This window comes from Salinicola sp. V024, from assembly GCF_052645315.1.
The window spans coordinates 16,654-35,039 of sequence record NZ_JBQXYB010000015.1; the positions used below are offsets into that span (position 1 = coordinate 16,654).

Annotated in this window: 14 protein-coding genes and 1 pseudogene; 1 reads left to right on the top strand and 14 read right to left on the bottom strand. The window is 62.1% G+C overall.

Features of this window, described 5'->3' with window-relative positions:
* Positions 1-7: 7 nt before the first annotated feature.
* Positions 8-604: a GspH/FimT family pseudopilin gene (locus tag ACUN9V_RS17280; RefSeq protein ID WP_445512302.1), complete on the top strand. Its 597-nt coding sequence runs from the start codon at positions 8-10 to the stop codon at positions 602-604.
* A 36-nt stretch (positions 605-640) separates the two neighbouring features.
* Here the strand turns inward: ACUN9V_RS17280 and ACUN9V_RS17285 are convergent, their stop codons facing one another.
* The 14 genes and pseudogenes from ACUN9V_RS17285 to obgE form a co-directional block, all read right to left on the bottom strand.
* Positions 641-1,063 (bottom strand): type IV pilin protein, encoded by a 423-nt coding sequence (locus ACUN9V_RS17285; RefSeq protein WP_445512303.1) that lies wholly within the window; start codon positions 1,061-1,063, stop codon positions 641-643.
* Positions 1,064-1,777: 714 nt separating this feature from the next.
* A pseudogene (locus ACUN9V_RS17290) lies at positions 1,778-5,320 on the bottom strand (pilus assembly protein); the annotation flags it as partial.
* Positions 5,310-5,882, bottom strand: a complete 573-nt coding sequence (locus ACUN9V_RS17295; protein ID WP_445512304.1) for a pilus assembly PilX family protein — start codon at positions 5,880-5,882, stop codon at positions 5,310-5,312. The gene ACUN9V_RS17295 and the pseudogene ACUN9V_RS17290, both read right to left, overlap by 11 nt.
* Positions 5,879-6,667, bottom strand: coding sequence for a PilW family protein (locus ACUN9V_RS17300; protein ID WP_445512305.1), 789 nt, complete (start codon positions 6,665-6,667; stop codon positions 5,879-5,881). The genes ACUN9V_RS17295 and ACUN9V_RS17300 overlap by 4 nt, the downstream gene beginning before the upstream one ends.
* Positions 6,664-7,206 (bottom strand): type IV pilus modification PilV family protein, encoded by a 543-nt coding sequence (locus ACUN9V_RS17305; RefSeq protein ID WP_445512306.1) that lies wholly within the window; start codon positions 7,204-7,206, stop codon positions 6,664-6,666. Before ACUN9V_RS17305 ends, ACUN9V_RS17300 begins: the two co-directional genes overlap by 4 nt.
* 131 nt (positions 7,207-7,337) lie before the next feature.
* Positions 7,338-8,309 (bottom strand): 4-hydroxy-3-methylbut-2-enyl diphosphate reductase, encoded by a 972-nt coding sequence (gene ispH / locus ACUN9V_RS17310; RefSeq protein ID WP_110692396.1) that lies wholly within the window; start codon positions 8,307-8,309, stop codon positions 7,338-7,340.
* Between the two features lie 51 nt (positions 8,310-8,360).
* Positions 8,361-8,828: an FKBP-type peptidyl-prolyl cis-trans isomerase gene (gene fkpB, locus ACUN9V_RS17315; protein WP_075561355.1), complete on the bottom strand. Its 468-nt coding sequence runs from the start codon at positions 8,826-8,828 to the stop codon at positions 8,361-8,363.
* A complete protein-coding gene (gene lspA, locus ACUN9V_RS17320; protein ID WP_445512307.1) occupies positions 8,825-9,430 on the bottom strand; it encodes a signal peptidase II in 606 nt (201 codons plus the stop codon). Before lspA ends, fkpB begins: the two co-directional genes overlap by 4 nt.
* Positions 9,423-12,293, bottom strand: coding sequence for an isoleucine--tRNA ligase (ileS, locus tag ACUN9V_RS17325; RefSeq protein ID WP_445512308.1), 2,871 nt, complete (start codon positions 12,291-12,293; stop codon positions 9,423-9,425). Before ileS ends, lspA begins: the two co-directional genes overlap by 8 nt.
* 111 nt (positions 12,294-12,404) lie before the next feature.
* Complete coding sequence (gene ribF, locus ACUN9V_RS17330; RefSeq protein ID WP_445512309.1) at positions 12,405-13,550, bottom strand: bifunctional riboflavin kinase/FAD synthetase; 1,146 nt, start codon at positions 13,548-13,550, stop codon at positions 12,405-12,407.
* Positions 13,551-13,708: 158 nt separating this feature from the next.
* Positions 13,709-15,274: a murein biosynthesis integral membrane protein MurJ gene (murJ, locus tag ACUN9V_RS17335; protein WP_245392194.1), complete on the bottom strand. Its 1,566-nt coding sequence runs from the start codon at positions 15,272-15,274 to the stop codon at positions 13,709-13,711.
* A gap of 127 nt (positions 15,275-15,401) precedes the next feature.
* A complete protein-coding gene (gene rpsT, locus ACUN9V_RS17340) occupies positions 15,402-15,668 on the bottom strand; it encodes a 30S ribosomal protein S20 (RefSeq protein ID WP_075561351.1) in 267 nt (88 codons plus the stop codon).
* A 270-nt stretch (positions 15,669-15,938) separates the two neighbouring features.
* Positions 15,939-17,075, bottom strand: coding sequence for a glutamate 5-kinase (gene proB / locus ACUN9V_RS17345; protein WP_445512310.1), 1,137 nt, complete (start codon positions 17,073-17,075; stop codon positions 15,939-15,941).
* A 90-nt stretch (positions 17,076-17,165) separates the two neighbouring features.
* Positions 17,166-18,359 carry a GTPase ObgE gene (gene obgE / locus ACUN9V_RS17350; protein ID WP_075561349.1) on the bottom strand — a complete coding sequence of 398 codons (1,194 nt, stop codon included), beginning with the start codon at positions 18,357-18,359 and terminating at the stop codon, positions 17,166-17,168.
* Positions 18,360-18,386: the final 27 nt, after the last annotated feature.

Consider the following 18,386-nt stretch of genomic DNA (forward strand, 5'->3'; position numbering starts at 1 on the left):
CTCCGCAATGGTTTCTTGCTCTTCAGCTTCGCAAACTGGCACTGATCGCTGCGCTTCGAGACGCCAACCACAGCGAGGCTTCACCTTGATCGAGCTGATGATCTGCGTGGTAGTCATGGGCATCCTGGCGAGCTGGGCCGCACCGGGATTGGCGAACCTGAATGCGCGCATGACGCTGGATAGCGAAGTGGAACGGGTCTGGCAATTGCTCCGGCGGGCGCGCCAAGAAGCCGCCAGCAGCGGGCAGTCGACCTGGCTCTGCCCCTCTCAGGATGGCGCGAGCTGCAGCGACAATGGGCAATGGAATCGTTCGTTGCTGTTGTTCATCGATAGCAATGGCGACAAGACGCTCGACGACAATGAGCGACTGATCGTGGTCAGTCAGCCCAGCGGCAGTCAGGTCAGCGTCGACCCCGGCAGCTTCTCGCAAGGCTTGGGGTACACCCCGCTCGGCTTCACTCGCGACCGCAAGGCAGGCACCTTCATTCTGACCAATCCTGCGTTGACGGCAGGCGGGACCAAGATCGTGGTGCACTTCGCGCGCATCCGTACCGAACCGGTGGATGATACCGACAGTGACGCGGACGACGAGTCGGAAACCTAGCGCCGGACAACCCCTCAAAGCCAGTCGGGACCGGGCTTAATCGCAAATACCCGGCGCGGGTGAACGCTTGCCCTGGCTGTCGAGGCTCATCGCATCACACGCTCCGCTGGTTCTGCCATCTGCGCGACTCGCCTGAAGAATGTAGGCCTGGCCATTATCGTCGATGGTCAGCTTCAGGTCGTACTTCGCATCGCCACTCTCCGGCGACTGGCTGGGCGAGAGATCGCGATCCGACGGTGGGACACCACCGTCCGTGTCCTCTCCGTAGCGATAGGCCTGCGAGTAGCGCCGCTCCAGTGCCAGTGCCAACGACTGTATGGCCGCCTGAGCATCTCGCGCCTGCGCCCGCTCGACGTAACGGAGATAACTCGGGATCGCGATAGCGGCAAGAATGCCGACGATCACCACCGCGATCATCAGCTCGATCAGGGTAAAACCGCGTTGCTTCGAATGGGTCATCAATTACTCCAGAACTCGCCAGGTGACGCGGCCAAGGCGCAGTCGATTGAGCGGGGATTCTGCAACGACCTGCTGGCCTCCCAGTGCATCCACACCGATCTTGAACTCCTTGCTGCCATCATCGCTGACCATCACATGGGGCAGCTGCATCGCTTGGCTGGTCATACGCGCCACCGGCACTCGCCGAAGATCGTCATCGACATACACATCCTTGGCATCAACTTCGCCATCGTCGTTAATGTCGAGAACCGGAAATGCAAAAGCACTACCGAACCACGCATTCATTTCGTAGAGATAGCCGGAATCGATCGCGTCGCAGGTGCCTGACCCGGGGATGAGAGTCGTGAAGAGCACGCGATTTCCTCGAACAGTCACCCCACTGATAGCCCGTTCGGAACCTCCGAAGTCCAGCCACCACCCATTTTCGGGGTAGCTATCCTGAGAGACCGTTTCCAGATATCGAATTGGTACCCCGGTACCGTCCGTGGCCTGCTCGGGTCCCGAGAGAATGCGGGGCGCCCCCAATTGCTTGGGCGTCAGAGTCTCGATGAGCGCCGACGAGGTTAGCGGGTTGTCACGAACGGCATAAAAACTATCGCTGGCGCGAGACGTATCGACCCCGCTCTCCGGTCTGGCGCCCGTGCCAAAGAAGAGCATGACACCGCCCTGAGGATGACGAGCGATCTCGAGCGGGGATGTCAGCACCTGACCTGGATTTGACGTGAAAATCGGTTTGTCCGGTGCACGCCAAACGGTATCGGCGGATAGATCGAAACGCCAGATACTGCCCCGAAAATCGGCGCCATAAGCGTGATCGACGCGACCGTTACCGTCGATATCGACCATCGATACTGCCATCATCCCGTTGCCACCGGCAGTCTGACTGCTCGGCACCAAACGCTCCACATCGCGTTTGGCCTGCCATGGCTCGTCACCGGGGCCTTGCGCGTAAAGCAGGTAGAGACTGGCCTTGCCTGCAGCGTTTTGATAGCCATTGCCGACCACGACAGCGAAGCGACCATTCTCCAGTTGCACGATGTTGGGCTTGTCGTAGATATGCCCAATCTGTGCGGGGCCGCCAAATGCGGCGATATCGTCTTGCGGCCCATACTCCCAGTGCGCGATGGCACCGGCATTGGCTGCCGAAAAGCTGGCCGGATTCGTGACATCAAGCGTGAACAATCCCGCTCCACCGCTCCCCAACCCAATGGCCAAAAGCGACTGCCAATTTCCGCTGTCACCACGAACGTCCAACACTGTCGCACTGCCATCCACATAATACCGATGCTGGTAATCTGAATCGATCAGCTCTGGAAGCTGGGAAAGCAACAGGCCCGGAATGTACCCGAAACGCTCTCGGCCGGTCTTGGCGTCGAAAGCATGCAGCATCCCGTCGTTGCCGCCGACATAAAGCATGGCATTGCGGTTCCGGTATTGCGTTCGGAAATCGGTGTAGGAAACGTCATTGTCTTCAGGCACGTAATAGGTATTCGGTACACCGGCCAAGGCTGGCGTCGAACCCACGATATCTCCCAGTTTCCCCTTGTCATAATGAGCGACTAGCGCAGTGATTTGCGCTCTGTCCAACGTACCGTCGGCCATGAGAGTGGATTCGGAGAATTCGACACCCCGGCCGCCGGTGTTCCGGAAGATCAACTGCCGATCTCCCGGGTTGGCGGACAATCGGTCCTGCGCGGACCAGCCGGAAGTTACCCGGCCGTCATCATCCACCTTGAATTGGCGCACGTCCCCAGCCCATCCCGTATCGTTGTCGTAGTTGTAGAACGTTTGGAACAGGCTGCCGTCGATATCCCCTTCGTATCCCATCGCACCACCTGCGCCCGAGCGGCTACGACTCGCAATCACATCGTCCAGCAGTGCTTGAAGCTGACCGGCCAGATCGCCGATACGATTGACCTCGAAGTAAGCGTCGGCCCCCGCCGCGTTGCCATACTTCGCCGCGTAAAAGAGCGGCGGTCGCAGCGACTGGCCCTGACCGCTGCCACCAATACGATAGGCCGCTGACGACGCATCCCAGCTACTGCATGGCGCCGATCTGGGACACATCGATTCTGGGTAGTCATTCCAGTACTGGTTGATTCCCTGGTGAACGTTGAAGCCATCGCTATCGTTAACCACGATCTGTCCGGCCCGAGACTCGACACCGTATCTGCCGTTGGTCCCACTAAGTACATAGCCCAATCCCAGTGTCTCCGACGCCGCTGCCTGGAGAATCCTCGTCGTCATGTGGAGCCGCTCACCTTCGACGTCGTAATTGATACGCACTTTGACATCGAGGTCGTAGTCCCCGCCGGCTTCCGAATCCTCCCAGGTCGCATCGAAGTAGCCGCTTTGACCATCGGCGGCCTGGCTGACCTGGAAGTCGACGATAGCGCAACGCCCCTTGACGCCTGGCGGGCCCGCACTGCCGCTGGCTGGATCAATCTTCTGCGTATTGACGCACGCCGGAATGATCGAGACCCCCTGGCCCGGAATCGTGACGACGGGCACATTCGACGCTAACTGCACGGCGTAGGTATCGATCTTGCGTCCTGCCCTCCCATCCCCACTCCGGATCACGGTGTGGTCATGAGCGAATTTGGCCAGACCGGCAATGTTGTAACTCCCCTCGAGACCGGGCGCTGTCGGGCAGATGCCTCTGACATTGCTCAAGCCACCGATGGTCTTGGCCGTGCAGTACTTGTCCGTTCCCGTACCCGCGCTCGCGGCGGTCTGGCCAACGAAGTATCGACCGCCGAGCCCTTCTGCGCGTCCAATGGCATCGGTCTCCGACGTAATACCGGAGGCACTGACCAGACTGGCATTGGCTTGATCGAGATCGTCACTGTCATAGGAAATTTCGCTGCCATTGATCAGTAGCATCGAATTGACTGCACACCATTTGTCGTTGGTCGAATTACTCCATTTTGGCGAGGTCAATCCGGCGATGAATTTCTCTTCGACATCACCCTCACCGACGGAAAAATCGTTGGTTGGCAGGGGCTCTCCGGCGATATACCGGAGTGATTCCAGACCGATTTCTGCCAGCGGATTCCCCCAATTGGAGCATTTCCCGTTGGCAAAAGGACCTGTGCGGCCGTAGGGACATTCATCACCCCCGGGGTTGTGATCATAAAAGCCACGCTCGTAGCTGTATCGAGCGATCCTCAGCGCGTCCAGGTTGCTGACGATACCGCTTTGTATCCCGCCATTGTGGTTAACTCCAAAATCGGGGTCGTGATAATTGAAAATACCCGTATCGGCTATCTCGCGGTCAAAATCGGCAAAATTGGCACGTAGTACTCCACCCCTCTTGTTGTTTTGATAAGACCCGGTAAAAAGACCGAACTCTATGTCCCCGGCATACCGATGCAACAGGCCAGTCGGCTTCGCATACGCGGATCCCGGATAACGACGGCAGTCTTCCCGGTCTTCTCCAACCGGATCGTCGCAAACGGCGACCCGGGCCCGATACTCGAAAGACCCGGCATCGTCTCGATAAGGAAAATCGCTCCAGTTGCTCCTTTCGTCACGCCACGGGCATTGCCATGTTTCGGTATTTCCCCATCGAGGCCAGCCAATCTTGTCGCGCGACTCGTTGCCCGTTGCTACGCGAATTAAAGGCGGGGATTTATCGGACGTGACACTACCGGAAAATATGTATTCCCGCGGATGGTAGGTAGTGTTGCAGAACGTCAACGTATCGCCATTGAAGGGCGTGTTGCGATTGATGACGCTCTGGTCTGTCAGTATCTTGCTGAAGCTGTGTTTGTCCATCGGCAGGAAAGCACGTTCGAGAATCGTCGATTCCGTCGTGTTGTCTCGATAACGCTTGCCACCGTAGAGTGCTTTGCGGATCACATCGATGCGAGACATCGTCGCCCAATTCAACAGATTTCCGCTCCACGACTTGTTTCCCGTACAGGCGTAACTCTCGCTGGAAGCGTCGCCGACGCGCTCGAACGCACCACCGGCCAGGCCATCGTCGTATTGGTAGCATCCTTGACTGTCGAAATAGCCGTAGTACTCGATACTCTCCTTGTAGGTCGTATCGATAATGCCGTCACCGTCGATATCGGACCAATCGCTGTAGGCTTTGGCGAACCATTGGTGATCATTGGACATCACGATCATGCTGCGAGGCTTGGCATCGGTCTGCGTACCAGGCGGGATAACGTGGGCAAGCTCGTCGGCGGCCATCGCCGACGGTATCAACAGGCTCAGAGTGAATCCCAACAGCCATGATCTAGAAGACATACCGAGCCTCCAGTCGCTTTCGCATCGTGCCACCAGGACCAAAACCGATACTGAAGACGCGGAAGAAGTAACGAGGCTCCAGAGTAACGGTATTCTTACCGACCTCTGCAGACTCGGAGCCCAGATAGCTATTTACCAGATTGGCATCGATGCACCCGACCAGATATCTCGGCGCGCGCATGAAATCGCCGCTAGCACTGTCATGCAGCGAGAAGCCCACCGCTGCACCGTGAAAAGCCTCTGATTCGGCGGCTTCCAGCGATTTCCAGTGGTCATCGTTGAACAGTTCCGTTTCAGTAGTAATCGCGTAGCGCGAGCTCCCCGTATTACAGAACAGCGCCAGATCATCCGCCTCGGCGATCTCTTGCTCTGCCGCACGCAGCCCAGCTTCAGCGCCTTGAAAGGCGATCTGACTTGCGGCTTCGTTGGTCGCGAGCTGTTGCTGCGTTCGCGTTGCCTGACTGGCGCCGAATGCCAGCAGCGAAATCAACGCAACCAGTATCAGCGTTATCAGTAGCGCTGCGCCGCGTTGATTACCTTGGGGGGGACCGGATCGAGTCACTGGGCGGCCTCCGGCAGATTACGCAACGTTGTCGTCAGACTGACCAGCGAACGAGCCTTGCCGTCGTCGAAGCTGACGGTGGCATCGCCCCACGTGAACTGCTGTTCGAAACGACTGCCGGTGGATTCGCTCGACGCCAGGATCAATTGCATCTGAATGGCCTTGATCGAGTGCCAGTCCTTCACGCTGGATTGTACCTGCCACTGATCCGAGTCATCGAGATAGCGCCATTGCAACGCGTCGACGTCGTTGAGCAGCGGCAGCGAGTTGTGGGGATCTCCTCCATCACTGAAGTAGACCTTGCAGCGCAGGGTATGGCCGTCGAGATAGAGCCGCGTCATGGCGATCGAGTCGTCATCGCCAGTCGCGCTACGCGCAAAGTTCGTACCGTCGCAGTGGGTCAACGGCTGATTCGTCAGCTCGGGCGCCCGGTAGCGCACCCAGACATCATCGTCTTCGGTGGAAGCAACGAGTTGCGCCGTCGCAAAATTCGGCACTTCGCTGTGCGAGCCGTCATAGGCAGGGAAAGTGACATCGAAATCTTCCCAACTGTCGCTGTACCCCGTCATCCACAGCTGCTGCTGAACGACATTGAGCGCGAAGCGGCGGGCATCCTGCACATCCACGTTGGCCATCGAGGTCTGATAGCTCTGGCGGCTCGAAATCAGGTAGCTGGTCACCATCAGTACCAGCATCAGGCCGATGACCATGGCGACCATCAGCTCGATCAAGCTGATACCCGCTTGAGCGCGTGGCAAAGCCCGGACTGTCGGCGAGCCCGTCATAGCGCCGTTTCCACGCGGATACAGCCGCCGCCGTCGATCAGCGTGCCGTCCTGCGGTCTGCATTCGGTCACGGGTGAGTCGCTGGCTACACGCTGCCAGACGATCGACACGGTGGCCATCATCAAGTCATCGGTCTGCCCTTCGATCTGCAACTGCGTGACCACATTGGGCAACTGTTCCTCTGCCTGCGATTGCCAATCTCCGATCAGGTTGCACAGCCACTGATTGGTCGCATCGCAACCGCTGAGCGCGTTGCCGTTGATGGCGAGCTTTTCGACCGCCACCGGGTCGATGCGCAGCTGCTCGATGAGCGTGCCGCTCATGGCGACGGCTATCGAGCGCCAGCGGGCGTCGATCTCCTCTTTCTGCGTGAACAGTTGCAGACTGGCCACGCCCAGCAGCGCAATGCTCAGGACGAGCAGCGCAATCAGGGATTCGATCAATGTGACGCCGCGCTCATGCCTGCCAAAACCGGCACAAGGGATCGACAGACGTTCGCTCGACTTCGATATCAGACGTCGGGATGGGACAGCGGACACGCGAGACCCCGCACCAGGTTCGCAGCCGCAGCAGGAGCGGCCGATAAGGGTTCGTGAACTGGCCGAGACAACCCGACCAGTTACATTCGTTTACCCTATATCGGCTTTAAGCTAAGAAGATTTAGCGGTCGTCATACTTCGCTGGTAATCACGCGTTCACGCAGTTCGCGCGGCATGGAGAAGGTGATGGTTTCGGCGCGCCCGGACAGCTCTTCCGGCACGCTGGCGCCCAATGCCTGCAGTTTGTCGATGACGCCCTTGACCAGCACTTCCGGGGCGCTGGCGCCCGCCGTGATCCCGATGGTCTCGACGCCGTCGAGCCAGCTCGGCTCGATCTGTTCGGCGTCGTCGATCAGGTAGGCCGGCGTACCGATGCGTTCGGAGAGCTCGCGCAGCCGGTTGGAATTGGAGCTGTTGACGCTACCCACCACCAGCACCAGCTGGGAGTCTGCCGCCAGTTCGCGCACGGCATCCTGGCGATTCTGGGTGGCATAGCAGATATCGTCGTTGCGCGGCCCCTGTATCTGGGGAAAGTGCTCGCGCAGCGCAGCGATCACCTTGGCGGTATCGTCCATCGACAGCGTGGTCTGGGTAACGAATGCCAGTCGCGAAGGATCGCGTACCGGTAGCCTGGCGACGTCCTCTTCATCCTCGACCAGATAGATCGAGCCGCCGTGGCTGTCGTCGTAGCGCCCCATGGTGCCCTCGACCTCCGGATGCCCGGCATGACCGATCAGAACACATTCCTGGCCGCGCTTGGCGTAGCGCAGCACTTCCATGTGCACCTTGGTCACCAGCGGGCAGGTGGCATCGAAGATTTTGAGACCGCGATTTTCGGCTTCCAGCTGCACGGCACGGGAAACGCCATGCGCGGAAAAGATCACGATGACGTCGTCAGGTACTTCATGCAGTTCTTCGACGAAGACCGCGCCGCGCTCGCGCAGCGAATCGACCACGAAGCGGTTGTGCACGACTTCGTGGCGGACGTAGATGGGCGGTCCGAAGACGTCGAGCGCACGATTGACGATGTCGATGGCGCGGTCGACGCCGGCACAGAAACCGCGGGGATTGGCCAGCTTGATTTGCATGGGAACCTTTGACATGGCGACCTCGCTTAATACGCTCGAATCTGGTGGTGAAAACGAAGCTGGATTTCAGTGAGTCGTCGCCGGCTTCACTGCCAGAATCTCCACCTCGAAGGTCAGGGTACGCCCTGCCAGCGGATGATTGAAGTCGACCTCGACATGTCGCTCGTCGACGCTGGCGATGACGCCGGGCACTTCGCCGCCGGCAGCGTCGGCGAACGACATCACCGTGCCCGGCTCCACCGCCTCTTCGAAGCTGTCGCGGGAGAGACGCTGCACGTTCTGCGGGTTGTGCTGACCGAAGGCGTGCTCCGGCGTGATCTCGTAGGCCCCGGTATCGCCGGCGACCATACCTTTCAGTGGCGCCTCGAAGCCCGGCGGCAGGTTGCCGTCGCCGAGCTGAAACGTGGCCGGCTGCTTGTCACGGGTCGAATCGACCACTTCGCCGTCCTCGAGTTTCACCGTGAAGTGCAGCGTGACTTCCATGCCGTCGCCGACGCGGTAGTCGTGATCGTCGTGGTGGCCGTTCTCGCTCATGAGTCACCTCGGGTCGAAGAAGAATCCGTCGAAGAAGATTGATCAGCTGAAGAAGAATCAGCCGAAGAAGATTTGTCCTGGCCGGCGGGAGAGGCTTTCGGCCGCCGCGACTCGAACAGCGACTGCAACACCAGACCGACCGCGCCCAGCGTGATCGCGGTGTCGGCCAGATTGAATGCCGGGTAGTACCAATCGCCCCAATGGAACGACAGATAGTCGACCACGTAGCCGTGCACCAGCCGATCATAGAGGTTGCCGATGGCGCCGCCGATGACCAACGTCAGCGAGATCGCGGTGAGCGTCTCGCCGCGCTTCAGTCTCGACAGCCACACCGTCAGGCCGATACTGGCACCGATGGCGATCAGCGCGAACAGCCAGCGCTGCCAGCCCGCGTGCTCGGCCAGAAAGCTGAATGCTGCGCCGGTGTTATGCAGCAGCGTCAGATTGAAGATCGGCAGCACTTCCAGCGGCCGGCCGTAGTCGAGATGGGCCGAGGCCAGCGCCTTGATCCCGAGGTCGAGCACGATGACCGCCAGCGACAGCCACAGCCAGCGTAGCGGTCGATGCATCCGGTCGGAGTGATGAGGCGCGGAATCAGGCAAAGCGGCGTACCTCGCCCGGGCCGTCAGGCAGATTGGCGATCGAGCGCGCCGACAGTGTGGGGTACTCGGAATTCGCACCCACATCAGGACGACGTTCCCAGCTGCGCTCGTCTTTTTCGTACGGACTCATGCGCACCGCGACCTTGAGACCCTCGAGCTCGGTGGCCCTGGCATCGCCCGCTTTCTCCAGCGGCGCGAGCGTCGCCTCCGAGGTGATCAGCACGAAGCGCAGCTCGTCCTCGAACCGGGACAGCAGCGCGTTCAACGAGTCGTCGACGTAGAGCGTGACTTCGCTATCCAGCGCGCCCTTGATGATGCCGGCGTTACGCGCGTCCTCGAGCTGCTTGTTGACCGCCTGCTTGACCGCGATCACCTGCTCCCAGAACTGCCGCCCCATCTCGGCATTTTCAGGCAGTTGGCTCAGCCCGTTGTAATAGGTTTCCAGATGCACGCTCTCGCCGCGCTCGCCGGGAATGTTCTCGTAGATCTCCTCGGCGGTGAACGACAGGATCGGCGCGATCCAGCGCGAGAGCGCCTCGACGATATGATACAGCGCGGTCTGACAGCTTCGCCGCGCCAGCGAGTCAGGCTGGGTGGTGTACTGACGATCCTTGATGATGTCGAGGTAGAAACCGCCCATGTCCCGCGCGCAGAAGTCGTGAACCTGCTGGTAGACATCACGGAAACGATAGTCGCTGTAGGCTTTCTGAATACGCCCCTGCAGCTCGGCGGCGCGATCCACCGCCCAGCGATCCAGCGCCAGCATGTCGTCGAAGGCCACGGCGTCGCGGCTCGGCTCGAAGCCGGTCAGGTTGCCGAGCAGGAAGCGGGAGGTGTTGCGAATCCGGCGGTAAACGTCGGCGGTGCGCTTGAGGATCTCGTCGGAGACGGCCATCTCGCCGGAGTAGTCGGTGGAGGCGACCCACAGCCGCAGGATGTCGGCGCCCAGCTTGTCCATCACCTGCTGCGGCGCGACCACGTTGCCCAATGACTTGGACATCTTGCGGCCCTTCTCGTCGACGGTGAAACCGTGAGTCAGCAGCGATCGGTACGGCGGGTGGCCATCGATGGCGCAGCCGGTCAGCAGCGACGAGTGGAACCAGCCGCGGTGCTGATCCGAACCTTCCAGATACAGATCCGCGACCGGCTCCTGGCCCCGCTCCTGACCCTGCCCTTGAAAAACGGAGCCATGAGAGCCGCGCAACACATGCCAGTGCGTGGTACCCGAGTCGAACCACACGTCGAGCGTGTCGGTGACCTTGTCATAATCGTCGGCCTCGTCGCCCAGTAGCTCGCTCGGATCGAGCTTGAACCAGGCATCGATGCCGTCGCGCTCGACGCGCTGAGCGACGGTTTCCATCAATTCGACCGTGCGCGGATGCAGCTCTCCGCTGGCCTTGTCGAGAAAGAACGGGATCGGCACGCCCCAGTTGCGCTGACGCGAGATGCACCAGTCCGGGCGATTGGCGATCATCGAGTGCAGCCGCGCCTGGCCCCAGGCCGGGATGAAGTCGGTCGCATCGACACCGGCCAGCGCCTTGTCGCGCAACGTCTTGCCATCGGTGCCCTCGAGATCCATGCCCACGAACCACTGGGCGGTGGCGCGATAGATCACCGGTGACTTGTGGCGCCAGCAGTGCATGTAGCTGTGGTTGATCTTCTCGTGGGCCGGCAGCGCGCCGGCGTCGGAAAGCGCCGAGACGATCTGCGGATTGGCCTTCCAGATCATCTGCCCGCCGAACAGCGGCAGATCGGCGGCATAGACGCCGTTGCTCTGCACCGGGTTGAGAATCTCGTCGAAACTCATGCCGTACTGGCGGCAGGTATAAAAGTCGTCTTCGCCATAGGCGGGCGCCGAATGGACGATACCGGTACCGGCACCCAGCTCGACGTAATCCGCGACATAGACCGGCGAAAGCCGATCGAAGCCGGCATCGAGCCCGGCCAGCGGATGGTGGAAGGCGATGTGCTCAAGATTCGCGCCCGGCGCGGTGGCCATGGTCTCGCCGCGCAGGCCGAAGCGTTCGAGGCACGACTCGACCAGCTCTTCGGCCAGCAGCAGCAGGCGATCGCCGGTATCGACCAGCGCATAGACGAATTCGGGATGAACGTTCAGCGCCTGATTGGCCGGGATGGTCCACGGCGTGGTGGTCCAGATCACCGCCGCTGCCGGCTTGGTCAGCGAGTCGAGACCGAACGCCGCCGCCAGCTTGGCATCGTCGGCGCTGGGAAAGGCGACATCGATGGCATCGGACTGCTTGTCCTGATACTCGACCTCCGCTTCGGCCAGCGCCGAGCCGCAGTCGAAGCACCAGTTGACCGGCTTCAGGCCCTTGAACACGTAGCCGCCCTTGACCATCTCGGCCAGCGCGCGGATCTCGCCGGCTTCGTTGGCGAAGTTCATGGTCAGGTAGGGGTTGTCCCAGTCGCCCTGGACGCCGAGACGCACGAAACCTTCCTTCTGCACCTCGACCTGGGCCGCGGCATATTCACGACACAGCGCCCGCGCCTCGTCAGCCGGCAGATGCTTGCCGTGAGTGGTCTCGACCTTGTGTTCGATCGGCAGACCATGGCAGTCCCAGCCCGGCACGTAGGGAGCATCGAAGCCGGCCAGATTCTTCGAGCGGACGATGAAGTCCTTGAGCAGCTTGTTGACCGCGTGACCGATATGAATGCTGCCGTTGGCATACGGAGGGCCGTCGTGAAGGACGAACCGCTCTCGCCCCTGACGCGCTTCCCGCAGCCTGGCGTAGAGATTCATGTCGTTCCACTGCGCAATTCGACCCGGCTCCCGCGCCGGCAGATTGCCGCGCATGGGGAAGTCGGTCGATGGCAGATTCAACGTGTGCTTGTAGTCGCTCATGGATTTTCGGGTCCGCTCAAGGCTGTTTTGGCCCACTCAGGGCTGTGTCCGTCAGGGCCGTTCAAGACTGTATCGTTCGGCTATCTCGTCCGGTTATCTCGTTAGGCCGCGTCATTCGTGCGCATCGGTGGATGTCGGCCCCGGATGTTCGGCGGCGGCGGTATCCAGCGGCAATGGCGCCGAGGCGAGGGGGAACCGCGCCTGCGGCATCGTCGCGGCACAAAGCCCCCCGCTCTCGGCCGCGTCTGTCTCGGCTTCGGTCAAAGATGAGGCGAGAGATTCGGCCGGCCGGCGCGTCGGCGATAGCGCTAGCCGAAAATAGTGCCGGGCACTGTCGAGATCGCGATGGATCTGGGCGACCAGCTCACTGAAATCGTCGAACTTGGTTTCGCCACGCAGTCGTGCACAGGGCACGACGGTCAGCGACTGACCGTAGAGGTCGATTTCACGATCCAGCAGGTGCACTTCGAGCATCGGCCGATCGGCACCGACCGTGGGCCGCCAGCCGATGTTGGCTACACCCGCCACCCATTCGCCGTCCGGCAACCGGGTGGCGCAGGCGAACACGCCACGCAGGGCCAAGGGCCGCGAGGTCAACGGGATATTGGCGGTCGGCACACCAATGGTGCGCCCCAACTGACGATCGCGCACGACCCGCCCCTGGTAGCCATAGGGGCGGCCCAGCAAGCGCGCGGCCTGAAAGAAGTTGCCGCTGGCCAGCAGCGTGCGCACTCGCGTACTCGAAACACGTTCGTCGTCGAGAACGAAGGTGCGCGTATGCTCGACGGCGAAATTCTGCTCGCGCCCGACCGCCTGCAGCAGGGTGAAATCTCCGGCGCGATCACAGCCGAAGCGGAAATCGTCACCGACGACCAGATGCTTGACCTGCAGGCCCTCGATCAACACCCGCTCGATGAACTGTCGCGCGGTCAGACTGCGCAAGGCGTCGTTGAAGGGCAGGCACAGGATCCGATCGGCTCCCTGGGCCTTGAGCAGCGCAACCTTGTCGCGCAGCCGGGTCAATCGCGGCGGTGCCTGGTCGCCCGCGAAGTATTCCCGTGGCTGGGGCTCGAAGATCACCACCGTGACTGGCAGCCCCGCTGCGCGGGACAGCGTGCGCAACTGCTCCAGGATGGCCCGATGACCCAGGTGCACGCCGTCGAAGTTGCCGATGGTGGCCACGCAGCCAGGCAACGCCCGCCGCTGCGCGGCGTCGGCGACAGTCGGCAGATTGTGCAAGCCTCGGATCAGTTCCATAGGGTCTGTTCCCGTTACAGTGCGAACCGCATTGCTGCATAAAAAGGCGTCATTATAACCAGAGGGCGCTTCCCATCACCAAGGAGCGCGTCCCTCCATCAACGAGGGCATCCCACCATCGAAGAGCTCGTCCCGCCATTCAGGCGCTTCGGCTCGTGTCAGCCGTGCAGGCGGAAATCCCGCAACCGAATGCCGCTGAGCGCCAGCCAGCCAAAATAGATAGCGACGCCGCCGACTACCAGAGCCATCAGCATGCCGGCGCGATGCGGTGCGCTCCAGGTGACCCAGGTGTGCCAGTCCGGCGACAGCCACCACAGCCCGGCTCCCATCAGCAGGCAGCCCCCCACGACCTGCACCGCGTAACGCCCCCAGCCCGGCTGGAAACGCAGCACGCCCTGCCGATGAAGGCCCAGCCCCAGCAGACCGGCGTTGAGAAACGCCGAAAGCGCCGTGGCCAGCGCCAGCCCGGCATGAGCCAGCGGCACGATGAGCGCCAGATTCATGACCATGTTGGCGAACATCGCGATGATGCCGATCTTGACCGGCGTCTTGGTGTCCTGCCGCGCGAAGTAGCCCGGCGCTAATACCTTGATCAGCATGAACGCCAACAACCCCAGTGCATAGGCCCGAAGGCTGCGGGATGCCATGACCACGTCGTGGTCGGTCATCGCCCCGTAGTGGAACAGACTGATCAGCAGCGGTTCGGCCAGCAGAATCAGTGCCAGCGCCGACGGCAGCCCGATCAGCAGCACCATTCTCAACGCCCAGTCGAGCATGCGCGCGAAATGGTCCCGGGACTCGTCGGCATGACGCTTGGAGAGCGCCGGCAGGATCACCGTGGCGATGGCGATGCCGAACACCCCAAGCGGTAGCTCCACCAGGCGATCGGAATAGTAGAGCCAGGAGACGCTGCCGGAGACCAGAAAAGAGGCCAGCACGGTATCCAGCAGCAGGTTGATCTGCGAGACCGAGACGCCGAACAGCGCCGGCGTCATCAAACGCAGAATACGCCGCACGCCGGGATGCCTGAAGCGCGCTCGCGGCCGAGGCATCAGGCCCAGGCGGGCCAGGAACGGCAGCTGGAAAAGCAGCTGCGCCGCGCCGGCAATCAGCACGCCCCAGGCGAGACCCAGCGCCGGATCGCGCATCCAGGGTGTCAGCCACAGCGCCGCCCCGATCAGACTGACGTTGAGCAATACCGGGGTGAACGCCGGGATCGCGAAGCGCTCCCAGGTGTTGAGCACGCTGCCGGCGAATGCCGTCAACGAGATCAACAGCAGATACGGAAACGTCAGCCGCAGCATTTCCGTCGTCAGCGCCAACTTGCCCGGATCGGACTGGAAACCCGGCGCAAACAGCCAGGCGAGCCAGGGCGCGGCGGCGATGGCCAGCGCGGTGATCAGCGCCAGCACCACACTGAGACTGCCGGATACCGCATCGAGCAGCTCACGGACCTCGGCCCGCGTCCGCTGCGTCGCGTACTCCGACAGCACCGGCACGAAGGCCTGATTGAAGGCCCCCTCGGCAAACAGCCGGCGCATGAAGTTGGGAATCTTGAATGCCACGAAGAAGGCATCGGCGCCGCTACCGGCCCCCAGCAGCGCCGCGATCACCACGTCTCTCGCCAGACCCAGCACGCGTGACAGCAGCGTCATCGTGCTGACGACCATGCCGGAACGCAGCAGCCCGCCGCGAGAGACGGGCGTTGCCGTATCCGCCGCCATCGCGTCGGCTACCGAATCATCCGGAGGATTGTCCGCAGGTCCGTGCTGGTCGCTCATTGAGAAGCCGTCAGAAAGAGCAGATACAAAAAAACCGGCCGAAGCCGGTTTCTCGTCAAGCGCGTCCGGCTTAGGCAGCCAGCGCCTTGATTCGCTTGTTCAAGCGACTCTTGATGCGCGCAGCCTTCTTCTTAGACATGGCGTCCTTGTCGGCGATGCGATCGATGACCGGCTGAGCGGCCTTGAATTCGCTGTTCGCCTGCGTCTGATCGCCAGCCTGAATGGCCTTGATCACGCGCTTGATGTAGGTCCGCACCATCGAACGCTGACTTGCGTTGTGCTGGCGGCGCTCTTCCGCCTGACGTGCGCGCTTACGCGCCTGCTTGGTATTCGCCACCGTCGCCTCCTTGGAGATATGGGCAGTCAATTCTGTAAGTTAAATCACCCAGGCCAGCCTCGAAACCGCTTCAGGCCAACCCTGAATGATTCGGCCGAATGTTCAGCGACACCCGAAAACGAAACGTCTCGGAGCCACTTTCGACTGCGGTTCAAGCAGTCTTAAACGGGCCATGTCTGAGAGGATGCGGGAGTCTATCACAAGGCTATGGCGCGATACCAGCGCCAACTCCCCATGGGCTCTCGCGCTCGGCCTGTGATCGATTCGAACTCAGATCACGACCAGATTGTCGCGGTGGATCAGCTCCGGCGCTTCCATGTAGCCCAGTATCTCGGCGATGCGCTGGCTGGGCTGCCCGATCAGTTGGACCGCATCGGCACTCGAATAGTTGACCAGCCCCTTTGCCACGCGGGTGCCGCGCTCATCCACGCAGACCACCATGTCGCCGCGCCGGAAAGCGCCTTGCACCTGCTTGACGCCGACCGGCAGCAGACTGGACCCCTGGGATCGCAGCACGTTGACCGCGCCGGCATCCAGCGTCAGCGTGCCGCGCACCTGCAGCTGGCCGGCGAGCCAGCGCTTGCGCGCCGCCAGCGGCGCGTGATCGGGAGACAGCACGGTACCCAGCGACTCGCCCTCGAGCAGCCGCGCCAGCACGCGAGGCTGACGCCCGCTGGCGATCGCCGTGACCGCGCCGGAACGCGCCGCGAGCCGCGCCGCGCGCAGCTTGGTCGCCATGCCGCCGCGACCCAGCACCCCGCCGCCGCCGGCCACGGCATCCAGCACGGGGTCGTCGGCCTGACCTTCGCCGATCAGGCGAGCCTGGGGGTTCTGCCGCGGATCGGCGTCGAACAGCCCTTCCTGGTCGGTCAGAATCAGCAGCGCATCGGCTTCGAGCAGATTGGCGACCAGCGCGCCGAGCGTATCGTTGTCGCCGAAGCGGATCTCGTCGGTGACCACGGTATCGTTTTCGTTGATCACCGGAATCACGTCGAGCTGCACCAGCGTCCGCAGTGCCGAACGCGCATTGAGATAGCGCTTGCGATTGGAAAGGTCGTCGTGAGTCAGCAGGACCTGCGCGCTACGCAGGCCGTGGCGGGCAAAGTGCGTCTCGTAGCATTGCGACAGCCCGCTCTGGCCGACGGCCGCCGCTGCCTGAAGTTCATGCACGGCGGTCGGTCGCGTGTGCCAGCCCAGTCGCACCATGCCCTCGGCGATGGAGCCGGACGAGACCAGCACCACTTCGACCCCGCGCCGGTGCAACTCGGCCATCTGATCGACCCAGCCGCCGATCGCCAACTCATCGAGCCCGCGACCGTCATTGGTCAGCAAGGCGCTACCGATCTTGACTACGACCCGCTTTGCGCCTTTTAGCACCGCTCGCCCCACCTGCCGATCCGCCGTCATCCTCGCCTCCGCCCGGGAGCCGGCCGGGTATGAATTCTCCCGGCCCAACACATTGCCAACGCGTTCGATACGGCAATCAACCCGCCGCAGTCAGCGCGTGTATTCGATCTCGACATCATGATCGTCGTCGTCATCGTCGATCTCTTCCGCCACTTCGCCACGCTTGACGCGCAGCCGAGTCTGATGCGCTTCCACCCGCTCCACCGACTCGGCTTCCATGCGACGACGCATCTCGCGCTCGCGTTCGGCGGCCTCTTCGTCCTCGTTTTCCAGCTGGCGCTGCTCGGTCAGCCAGCGATGCGCCGACTGCACGAGTTCATCGGTGCCGTCGCTGGAAATGGCCGAAATCTGAAAGACCGGCCCCTGCCAATCGAGCCGCGAGACGATCTCCGCGACGCGCGCCTCGCGCTCCTCCTGAGGCAGCAGGTCGAGCTTATTGATCACCAGCCATCGCGGCAGTTCCGCCAGCGTGTGCGAGAACTGCTCCAGTTCCTGGGCGATCGCCTCGACGGCCGCCACCGGGTCGGATTCGTCGAAGGGCGCCGCATCGACGACGTGCAGCAGCAGTCGCGTGCGGGTCAGGTGCTTGAGAAAGCGCAAGCCGAGGCCGGCGCCGTCGGAGGCACCTTCGATCAGGCCGGGTACGTCCGCCATCACGAAGTGCTCGTGGGTACCCAGCTTGACCACCCCGAGGTTGGGCACCAGAGTGGTGAACGGATAGTTGGCGACTTTCGGCTTGGCGGCGGAAACCGCGCGGATCAGCGTCGACTTGCCCGCATTGGGCATGCCCAGCAGCCCGACATCGGCCATTACCTTCATTTCCAGGCGCAGCTTGCGCCGCTCGCCATCGGTGCCCGAAGTGGTCCGACGGGGCGCACGGTTGGTCGAGGATTTGAAGTGGATGTTGCCCAGCCCGCGGCGTCCACCCTGGGCGACCAGCACCACCTGCCCTTCGGCGGTGACATCGGCGATCACCTCGAGCGTTTCCTCGTCGATCACCGTGGTCCCTACCGGCACCTTGACGTGCAGATCGTCGCCGGCCCTGCCGCTCATCTGACGGCCTTGGCCTTGCTGGCCGCTATCAGCCTTGTAGAAGCGCTGAAACTTGAAGTCGATCAGCGTGTTCAGCGACTCGTCGCCGATCAGGTAGACGTTGCCGCCATGGCCGCCGTCGCCACCGTCGGGGCCGCCCTTGGGCACGTACTTCTCACGCCGGAAGCTGAGACAACCGTTGCCGCCCCTGCCGGCTTCGACGGTGATCGAGGTTTCATCGACGAACTGCATGTCACTCTCCCGGCGGCGGGCGCCGCA